The organism is Halomonas sp. BC04 (assembly GCF_000568385.1).
The window spans coordinates 1-9,365 of sequence record NZ_AZQX01000129.1 but is presented as its reverse complement, the minus strand read 5'-3'; the positions used below and the strand labels follow the sequence as shown (position 1 = coordinate 9,365).

Here is a 9,365-nt window from a genome sequence, read left to right as displayed (position 1 = left end):
GGCCGACCTGTCACTGAGCGATTGGCTGCGCCAGTGCGTCGACGGTGCCGACGCAGTGAAGACTGGCCAGCGCCGGCAGCGGCGTCGGCTGCGCACCCTGACCGCCGATCCGGCGCTGCTCCGCCAGCTCGCTGCTATCGGCAGCAATGTGAACCAGATCGCTCGCGTATTGAATACGGTCGGCCTGACGCCCGGTGACCATGCCCAGCTGCTCGCCGAGCTGGCGGCGATCCAGCGCGAGCTGCATCACCTGGCCGAGCTTCCTCGCTATGACCCTGACGACCAGGGGCAGGGGGACGAGCCATGCACCTGAAATTTCTCCGCCACGGCCAGGGAAGCACCGCCGGCGCGGTGCGGTATCTCCTCCAGGAGCATGACCATAACGGCGAACGCCGTGCCGAGGTCACGGTGCTGCGCGGCGATCCGCACCTGGTCGCCCAGGTGGCCGACGCCAGTCCGCACCGGTGGCGCTATACCAGCGGGGTGATCGCCTGGGCGCCTGAGGACAACCCCACCGTTGCCGAGATCGAGGCTGTCCTCGAGGACTGGGAACGCACAGCGTTCGCCGGTCTGGAGCCCGACCAGTACGCCACCTGCGCGGTGCTGCATCGTGATGACGACGGCACCCCCCATATCCATACGCTGACCGCCCGTATCGAGCTGACCACCGGGCGGGCGCTCAATATCGCGCCGCCGAGCCATCAAAAAACGTTCGATCCGCTGCGTGACGCCTGGAATCACGCGAAGGGCTGGGCGCGGCCCGATGATCCGGACCGAGCACGCCCCGTTCAGCCGGGCGACGAGGGGCACCGGAGCAAGCCAGACAAGCACCCCAGGACCCGAGCCGACATCACCGAGCACATCGAGGCGCTGGCCGCCAAGGGGCTGGTGACCACCGCGGCCGAGGTGCGCGAGGAGCTGGCTGAAATCGGCGAAATCACTCGGGCGAGTCACGCATTCGTGAGCGTCCGGCCCCACGGGGAAAAGCAGGCCATACGGTTAAAAGGAGACCTCTACCGTGACAACTGGACCATCGAGCAAACCCTTGAGCGAGAGGCTCGCCGAGAGACGCAAAGAGCAGCTGGCCGAGCTGGACCATGTGACCCAGCAGCAGCTGAGCGAGCACGAGGACGCCTTGCAGCAGCAGTTGAGCGACGCGCTGAGTACCACCGAGGCCGCTATCAGCGAGCAGACGCAGCGCCTGAACGAGGCGATAGCCGCAGCGTTGAGCCAGGTCGAGTCTCAGCAGACGCGGCGACTCTCGAGCTGGGAGACCGCCCTGAGCCAGTCGGAGGGGCGGCAGCGGGAGCAGATTCAGGGCATCGAACAGCGGCTGTCGACCGCGGCGACCCAGGCCGAGCGGCTGAGCCGGATCGGAGGCCTGCGGAGCTGGACACGACCGGCGGCGATCACCGCGGCGTGATGCTGGCCGTGGGGAGCGTGACGGCGGGCGGCCTGCACCTGGCCGACCGGCTGATCGACAGCCGCCTGGAGCGTCTGATAACGCTCCGGCAGGACATTCGGCGGGCCGAGGAGGCGGCGCCGAGGCTGCCGGAGGGCGTGGAGGTGCGCACGATCCAGGGCGAGCCCTATCTGGTGGGTATCGACCGGACACAGCCTGGGTGGGGACACTGAACAGTGGCGTGCCGGTGATCCGGCTGACGGAGGAGTAAGCGAAGATGACCGAGCTAGAAACGCTGCTCTTGCAGCAGTTAGAGCAGCAGCAGCGCGACGCCGAGTCGCTAGCCGATGGGCTATTAACCGAGCTCGCGAGGCTGCAGACAGCGCTGAACGAGCAGCAGGCCGAGAGTCAGTCACTGCGGGAGGAACTGGAACGGAGCGACCCGCCAGAACGCCGCCGCCCTGGATCAGCTGACCGAGCGCGTCGACGCCTGCACCAAGCTGCTGAACGGTTTGGGGAGGAAATTCGACAGGTGACAACGGCCTACGAGGCCTGGATGGCCCGGCAGCATGAGCGGGATCGGCAGGATCGCGAGCGGGAGACACTCGCACGCGCGAGGCGTCAGCGGTCGAATGCTGTGCTCGATCCCACGCCTGCCCGACCGGCGGCTGAGGAGTCGCCCCAGGAACCGCCGTCCTCCCCCGGGTGGGGGGTGGATCCGGGCAGAGACGGGCCGGGGGTGGGGTAGCAATGCTTAGCGCGACCGAATACACCCACCCCAGTCAGTAACGTGTGATAGGGCAGCCGAGTGCCTATCAGTCGAGAGGCACCTCGCTGCTGAACACCCCCTGGTGTATACCGCTAGGCCTGTGCTTTACGAGGACGGCCGCCTTTGGTGCCATTGGCCCTGGCCGCATGACGCTTGGCGGCGCTGCGGCTTCGGCCACCGGCGGCCCCCATCTGGCGGGCCATCCACTGCTGGCTGCCGAACTGCCCCGCCAGGAGGGCCGGGACATACACATCGGCGTCCAGCTGCGGCCAGTGCAGGCCAAGCCCGGACGGCGAGACCTCGATCTCGGCCAAGGCCTCCGGCGTGGCGTCGGCGAGGCCTTCCATCAGAGCCGGCGGGATGGCCAGCTCCAGACCACTGTGCAGATGCACGATCACGCGCTTGGTCCGCCGGTCATAGCGGGCGGACACTGCGTGGGCCTGGTCGCGCTCAGCGACCAGGCGTGCCTCGGCTTGCTGCCGGGTGTCATCAGTAATGGCCATGAATCTCCCTCCATTTACGGCAGAGTGTCAGGAGCTCAGCCGACAGCGCGCTGGCGATCCGGTTGAGATCCGGGGTGTTGAAGCAGTAGCTCTCGCGCAGCTCCGGGGGTCCATCGGGACAGTGCAGGATGAACACTGCTTCGCCGCCCTTGCCAATGACATGGACATGCGCGGGTCGATGATCGTTGGGATAGATGACGGCGCGCAGGCCATCGAAACGTAGGACGGTTGGCATGGGGGCAGTCTAGCATAAACCCAAGCGGTTTGGTTTGTGCGTCGTTCTAGGCCTACCTCGCGCGAGCGAAAGCACCCACCTTGATTCATCACGCAACGCATGGCCAAGAAGCCCCTGTATCCAGGGTTTCATGGCAATATCGCGACCAGGAGCACCCAGCTGAGGCTGGGGATCGGGCCATTTCGCGACCCACAGCACCCACCTCGCGTCTGGACAGCGGGGGCGCCGGTCGCTCTCAAAGCCTCGCCACTGGGGTGTTTCAGGAAAAGTGCGTCACTTTGTCCATAGAACCGAGGTACCATCCAAGGACGCCTGGCCAGCGACCCCAGCGCACCGTCTTGGGCGCCCTGGCGACACAAAGTGCGTCAGGGAATCCATAGAAGCTGATTTGCCAATCACCCTGTAAGCCGCGCCACTGCGGCGTTTCAGGGAAAGTGCGTCACTCTGTCCATAAAAAAATCGCGACCTCCAGCACCCACCTTGGGCCGGGGCTAGATCAATTACGCGACCAGGCGCACCCACCTCGTATTTGGGTAGCGATGGCGAGCTACGGCACGTTCTATGGATTCTGCAACGCAGTTTTTCCCAATGAAAATTTTTATACACTTCACCGAAAAAGCGGGATGAGAGTCACCCGATTGTGGCTATTTTCACCGCTAACTCATTGATGTTGCGTTTTCGTGCCTTGTCTTACGCCCCAAACTATACGCTAACGCAGGATGGTGGCAGGCTTTAAGAGGGGAGTTTGTTTTTTCCAATTTTTTCATGGGGTTATGGTATTTTGGTGAGCTCTAATGACAAGATTGGCCTTCCGTCGATCTGAGCAAGCTAAGGTCAACGCGGCTCGGCTGAGAGATATCGCGACCAGGAGCACCCAGCTGAGACCGGGGATTGGGCGATGGCACGAAGGCCCCCTCCAGCATCAAGCACCTGAGTCGGTGATGCGCACATGTCGATGGCTGGATGGTGACATGGGCGGCGGGTGTCTCGGGAAGACCGCAGGGGGAAGGTATAGGTAGCCTAGGGCTATTATAGCCTTTTCCCTGATAGATATTATCTACTTCTTGGCGGGCTATGTTTTGGCCACTATAGTCCTACGACTCAGCCCTGCACGCAGCGATTCAGTTCGCTGGCAGTCAGGGTGAGGAAACCGGCCACCGTGCCGGTTTCTTCGTTTCTAGGGATCGCATCTCGTGCAGACGGCTTTTTTCATCGACGGCTATAACGTGTTCTATGGGTTACTGGCCGGCACGCCATACAAGTGGCTCAATCTCCCCGCCTTACTGGAAGCTGTGGTTAATGAGAATGATCCGCTGAGCCAGGTGGCTGAGATCCACTACTTCACCTCTCCGGTGCAGCCCTCCTTGGCGACACGCGGCCCCCAGTCCAAGCAGGCCCAGGACACCTACGTCAGAGCGCTCAAGGCGCGTGGCGTCACGGTCCATTGGGGACGGCATCGCCTGGATCACCGCAAGGCGCCACGTTTTGTGTCCAGATACGTGTCTCCTTCCCGGGCCGACCAGGTGGATATCTGGCACCTGGAAGAGAAAGAGACCGACGTCCGGATCGGCATTACGATGTACCGTATGGCCGCCCAGCACTGCTGGCGAGGCGAGTGTGACGACCAGGTCCAGCAGCTCGTGCTGGTCTCAGGAGACACGGATATGGCCCCTGCGCTGGAGGCGATCCGTGAAGACTTTCCTCATCTTCGCGTCGGTATCATCGTGCCCCACCGCAAGGGGCTGGAGCGTAAGCCACCCGGCTCGCTGCAGAAGCAGGCTGATTGGATGCGTCGCTACATCTTGCCGGAAGAGCTTGCAGCGCATCAGTTCCCTGAGCGCGTGCATACGCGCAAGAAGCCGGCGGACAAGCCCGAGTATTGGTGACGCTGCAGGAGGCCACCTGGTGAGTAACTTTCGCACTGAACGCATCGGCCTGACCAATGCCGCTCGTCTGTTGGGCGTGTCAGTCAACGAGCTGAAGGCGGCGATCCACCAAGGGACGCCCTTGAGGGGAGTTACCCCGCCACAACCGGTGGTCAGGGCTGGGGGAAACCGAGGGAACCTGCTGTTCCTGGCCGGTGACGTGATGGACTGTGCGGAGACCATGAGCAAGGCGGGGCGCGGAGCTTGATCCTGGCCGACAGACACGGAGCAACCGGCTTTGTGCGTCATTCGGGTGGCGTATGGGCCCGAGAAAAACGAGCGCCCCTCTCATCCTACTGGGCAGGGACGAGAGGGGTGACGACGATCCCCACTTGCGCGGGGCGTACTGGCGTATCGTTCGACCAAGGCCCTGTCGGATCCGATAATCCCCGCTCGCGGGGTGCACTCAAAAAAGCTCCTGGGGGCTATCCCGTTCCGCCGATAATCCCCGTCTGCGCGGGGTGCGCCCTTACGGAATTCCTGAGGGCAATCAGTAAGCTATCATGATCTCGTGGCGCTACTCAAATGCCGGGCTGTGCTAGTTTAAACTACCGGTTAGAGGCCGGATCGGTGGCAGAGGCTGCCTAGCAGCGTGTCGGTGGTTCTAGACCGGTCATGGTCAGGATAAGCGCCAATATCTTGATTTTACTCGGAGCTTGGTTTGGTGACGGTCGTCTTGCGCTTCTGTCTTTCGGCATGCTTCTTCCTGCGTTCCCGCAGTTCTTCCTCGGCATGTGGAAGCAGGAGGTCTCGCAGTGGGGATAGGTCATACTCGTTGGTATCACTGCGATTGCTCTCTCGGCGGCGCTCTATGCGTTTGATGAAACCGGCGGCTTCCATGCCTCGAATTCGCTTCTGGATAGTGCCTGAAGTGACCCCAATCGCTTGAGCCAAGGTGGCTTTGGACGGATACGGTTTTTGCTCGTCTTGCCACCAGTAAGTCATCAGGTGGAGCAGGATATTGAGATCCAGGGGGGATAGTCCGAGACTTTTTTGCCTATATATCAGTATGTTGGGTATGGCTGTCCAGCCGGCGCTCTTGGTTGATTTCCCCCACTTCTGTGTGAACGCATCTGTCTTCTTCGGGGCTGCCTTCTGTTCTCCTGAGGAGGAAGCGCTAGCGTCTTGAGTCATACCAACCTTCTGTGAGCAAGTAGCTTTGTTAGACGCAAAGGTATGGGGTGGCGGGCTGCCTCACAAGGATTTTCGGACATGGGGTGGGGGTTTTTGGGGATCCCCCCGCAATGGATATATGTTCTTCGTCTGCTTCCCGTATGCGTATGGTTTGCTATGCGTCTTCTTTGGAGATTCCTTGGGACTCCCAGGTGGGGGTGTTTAGGAATTCCCAGGTGGGGGCTTCTGTTAACCCCCTATAAGGAAGGGAAAAACCTTACATTACAGTATTTTGGCGTGGATAATAAATACAGTGGTAAGGCTTTAGAAACAACGAAGCCGCCTTGGTGGGGCGGCTTTCGCGCGCGAGCCGTTGGTGGCGGCATCGCTAGGTCTTGAGACCAGTTAGTCGACGTGCTCAGTTTATGACCACTCCGTCAGTAATGCAATGGGGCGGCGGGACGGCTCGTAAGGGGGTAGACCGCCTGGTGGTGGCTCGATAACCTGGCGAGGTCGATTAGCCAGGTATGCGGCCGTTGTTTCTTCTGAAAAGACCTGATCACTAAATACGAGCCGGAAGGCTCGATTTCAGGCCCACCCGCCCGGTTTGGTACCCGGCTGGCATCAGAGGGTGGTTATTGAACGGTCGTGTCTTGGGACCAGTTAGTCGACTGCCAGCGCCGGTAGGCCAGTAACGGATCGTTGGGCGACCCTCTGCTGAGGGCAACAGTATGGAAGTTATTGCTGTATTAACCCTTGTCGTGAACGTCGCGATGTTCGTCGTGATGCTGATCGGCAAGTAAAAGAACAGCCCCGCCTGACCTCGCGTCGGCGCGGGGCTTCCCATCTCGCACAAGCTCTATGCACCCTTCAAGAATTGCGCAGGGCGTCCCGAATCGTTCTCGCCGAACGGCTCGACCAGCTCCAGCGAGTCGCGCTCGTCGGTCGGCTCCTGGTCTGGCTCGCGGGGTGGGGTCTGGTGGGCGCATCCTGTGCTCCTGTCCACCTTCTGGGCGGTTTGCCGGGTCTTCCTGGTTGCCCTGGTCTGCTGCCCCTGGGGGCGGGGGAAGGCGCCGCAGGGAGGCCACCTCTTCGCGTCTCGCAGCCGTCGCAACTCCTCGCCCTGGTGCCGGGACAGCTCCACCAGCTCAGCCAGTAGCCGCCATGTGGCGGTAAAGGGTCGTTTTCTTTACGCACGCTGACCGCCCCTCCGAGAGGCCCTGGAGGGGCAGTTATGCGTAAAGAAATTGCGTAAAATTTTCTATGCCCAAAAAAAGGGGCGTTTTTCTATCTTTTTTCGGGCTCTTCGCCGGGTGGTCCTGAGTCGCTGTTCAGGGCATTATGCGAGGGTGCTAATGTCCAGCAATTTTGCCCCGCGTTGACATAGCGCTGCGCTTCTGGTCAAGAGGCGCTTCCTTGAGTTTTATCTACCCTGCTTGCCCCTGGTGTCCGTCCGTCACCAGGGGCATTTTTCTTTTCCGCTAGACCTTGATGACCTTCACGCCATAGTCGGCTGGATTGACGATCTCCTCCAGCTTGCCGATTTGCGAGAAGTCGTCTCTGCCCAGCTCACTACTGATATTGGTGTCCGGGAAACGCAGGTTCTTGACCACTTTTACCTGACTCGGCATACCCTTGCCGTCGATTTCCTTGACCCAGGCGAGGAAGCCCCCCGAGAACTTGGCCAAGCTACCGATCGGGTAGAGCCCATAGGCCTGTATGTACTCCACCAGTACCGTCTTGTCGTAGGCCGAGGCGGCTTCATTGATCATGCGGTAGGCATCCAGCGGTGTACGCGGCGGGATGCCGTTGCGGACGTGCATCAACTTGTTGATCGCCTTGATCACAGAAACCAATCGCACCCGCTCTGAAAGTTGGTCACCCCGCTTGCCAGCCGGGTAACCGCTGCCGTCCAGGCGCTCGTTGGTATTTTCGATGATCTCGCGACAGGTGGGGCTGGGTGTCCAGCCGAGCGCTTGCAGCTTGTGCTGTAGGGCGACCACATGGCCTTTGAGAATGTCTTTTTGCGGCGGGTTCATGTTGACCTTCAGCGACGGCAGCTGAGGGCCTATCAACAGGGGCTTGCCCATGGTGTGCAGCAGGGCGCCAAGCACGGCTTCGCGTATGTGTGGGTCATGGGGGTCACGGGTGAATAGCACGTCAGCCAGCTGGCTGGCCACTTGCACCGCATGGCGCACCCAGTCTGACTCGTCGCGCAGGAAGGACAAGGCGTAAAGCAAGGCTTTGTGATCCTGCTCCACCAGGAAGCGCAGGGTGTCGACGCAGTCGTAGAAGAGCTCTTCGGGGAAGAGATCGCGCGTTTTCATGTACATCAGCCCCACCTGGAGCTGATGAGCCACGTCCATGACGCCACGCTCCATGGGTGACTGGCGGGAGCGTTTCTCGCGCTCTTGGGCTTCGCGTTGCAGAATCTTTTTCTCCTTCGCCCCGGGAATGAACAGCGTGGCGTGGGCGTCGATCTTGTCGTTGATTCCCGTGCGGTAGGCGGCCTCGCGTTCCGACTCGCTCACGTAGCGGAACAACGCCTCGGTCTGGAGGGGACCCATGTTGATGAACTGGATGCCGACCGCGGCGTAGCCGTGGTTGCCGAAGGGCCGAATGTGGCGGATCTTGCCCTCGGCAAAGAAGCTCTCGCCATTGGGAAACTCGATAGTGACCCCCGGAATCTCCTGATTCACGCCGATGGCCACGCTCTCGGCCAGGTCGATGTCGACCATGCAGCCGCCTACCGACAGGTTGCGTAACCGTCCCGGCACATTGAGCTCGTGCAGGTAGACCTCAAGGCCGACCCGCGCCTGCATGCCGAGCACGAAGGGGATACGGATCGCTCCGCGCTGCTCGGCGACGAACACCGATCCCGGCAGCTGGCACTCCAGGCGGTAGAGCGCGCTGTCGGTCTTGAGCAGCTTGGCGGTAACGTTGCTGAGGCTGTAGGTCTCACGCTCCATGCCCTGGTGGCCCTTCATGGCCTCTAGGTCAAAGCTGACATCACCGTCGGTCAGATAGCGCTCGATATCCTGACCGGCATATTCCACCTCAAGCACCAGGCGGCCAGTGCTCAAGTCCAACTCGGCAACCTCGGCCTTCAGCGGGTAGGTCATCTCCTTGGCATAGAGGGAGAGTTGATGGTCGTGCTGGAGCAGCGACCGAATCACGGCCGCTGAGGGGTTTTCGTGCTGCGCGGGGAGGGCCATGTCGGTTTACCTGCGTATATGGTTTTGATTTTTATAGAGTTACATCAGTGGCATAGATGGGCTATCCCTCTAAGGAATACTATATACATTTTAATTAGGATGGCCACAATCAAAGATGGGCAAGTCCCCTCTCTAACGGTGTCGGCGAGAGAAGCAAGCACGTCTTGGCAGGCAAAGGTAGTCGTCCCACCCAGGACCTGCCA

At 61.0% G+C, this 9,365-nt stretch carries 9 protein-coding genes; 5 read left to right on the top strand and 4 right to left on the bottom strand.

Going from position 1 to position 9,365, the window contains the following annotated elements:
* The 3 genes from Q427_RS29940 to Q427_RS09085 all read left to right on the top strand — a co-directional run.
* Positions 1–313 (top strand): MobC family plasmid mobilization relaxosome protein (locus Q427_RS29940; protein WP_197030562.1); only part of this gene is annotated, 313 nt, incomplete at its 5' end.
* Complete coding sequence (locus Q427_RS29935) at positions 304–1,635, top strand: relaxase/mobilization nuclease domain-containing protein (protein WP_081785906.1); 1,332 nt, start codon at positions 304–306, stop codon at positions 1,633–1,635. The genes Q427_RS29940 and Q427_RS29935, both read left to right, overlap by 10 nt.
* 44 nt (positions 1,636–1,679) lie before the next feature.
* Positions 1,680–2,150 carry a hypothetical protein gene (locus Q427_RS09085; protein WP_043513151.1) on the top strand — a complete coding sequence of 157 codons (471 nt, stop codon included), beginning with the start codon at positions 1,680–1,682 and terminating at the stop codon, positions 2,148–2,150.
* Positions 2,151–2,263: 113 nt separating this feature from the next.
* On the opposite strand, the gene Q427_RS09080 is transcribed toward Q427_RS09085, so the two are convergent.
* Complete coding sequence (locus Q427_RS09080; RefSeq protein WP_043513148.1) at positions 2,264–2,674, bottom strand: DUF2442 domain-containing protein; 411 nt, start codon at positions 2,672–2,674, stop codon at positions 2,264–2,266.
* Complete coding sequence (locus Q427_RS09075) at positions 2,661–2,909, bottom strand: DUF4160 domain-containing protein (RefSeq protein WP_043513144.1); 249 nt, start codon at positions 2,907–2,909, stop codon at positions 2,661–2,663. The genes Q427_RS09080 and Q427_RS09075 overlap by 14 nt, the downstream gene beginning before the upstream one ends.
* 1,193 nt (positions 2,910–4,102) lie before the next feature.
* On the opposite strand from Q427_RS09075, the gene Q427_RS09070 reads away from it, so the two are divergent.
* Positions 4,103–4,795 carry an NYN domain-containing protein gene (locus Q427_RS09070; protein ID WP_043513142.1) on the top strand — a complete coding sequence of 231 codons (693 nt, stop codon included), beginning with the start codon at positions 4,103–4,105 and terminating at the stop codon, positions 4,793–4,795.
* Between the two features lie 19 nt (positions 4,796–4,814).
* Positions 4,815–5,042 (top strand): hypothetical protein, encoded by a 228-nt coding sequence (locus Q427_RS09065; RefSeq protein WP_043513140.1) that lies wholly within the window; start codon positions 4,815–4,817, stop codon positions 5,040–5,042.
* A 437-nt stretch (positions 5,043–5,479) separates the two neighbouring features.
* Here the strand turns inward: Q427_RS09065 and Q427_RS09060 are convergent, their stop codons facing one another.
* Both Q427_RS09060 and Q427_RS09050 read right to left on the bottom strand, forming a co-directional pair.
* Entirely contained in the window at positions 5,480–5,968 is a 489-nt protein-coding gene (locus Q427_RS09060; RefSeq protein ID WP_051496248.1) for a helix-turn-helix domain-containing protein, read from the bottom strand.
* 1,460 nt (positions 5,969–7,428) lie between these two features.
* Positions 7,429–9,162, bottom strand: a complete 1,734-nt coding sequence (locus Q427_RS09050) for a PilZ domain-containing protein (protein WP_043513134.1) — start codon at positions 9,160–9,162, stop codon at positions 7,429–7,431.
* Between the last annotated feature and the right edge of the window lie 203 nt (positions 9,163–9,365).

Coding starts and splice junctions, on each gene's coding strand:
- Q427_RS09050 (WP_043513134.1), bottom strand. CDS start 9,162: ATGGCCCTCCCCGCGCAGCACGAAAACCCCTCAGCGGCCGTGATTCGG.
- Q427_RS09060 (WP_051496248.1), bottom strand. CDS start 5,968: ATGACTCAAGACGCTAGCGCTTCCTCCTCAGGAGAACAGAAGGCAGCC.
- Q427_RS29935 (WP_081785906.1), top strand. CDS start 304: ATGCACCTGAAATTTCTCCGCCACGGCCAGGGAAGCACCGCCGGCGCG.
- Q427_RS09075 (WP_043513144.1), bottom strand. CDS start 2,909: ATGCCAACCGTCCTACGTTTCGATGGCCTGCGCGCCGTCATCTATCCC.
- Q427_RS09080 (WP_043513148.1), bottom strand. CDS start 2,674: ATGGCCATTACTGATGACACCCGGCAGCAAGCCGAGGCACGCCTGGTC.
- Q427_RS09085 (WP_043513151.1), top strand. CDS start 1,680: ATGACCGAGCTAGAAACGCTGCTCTTGCAGCAGTTAGAGCAGCAGCAG.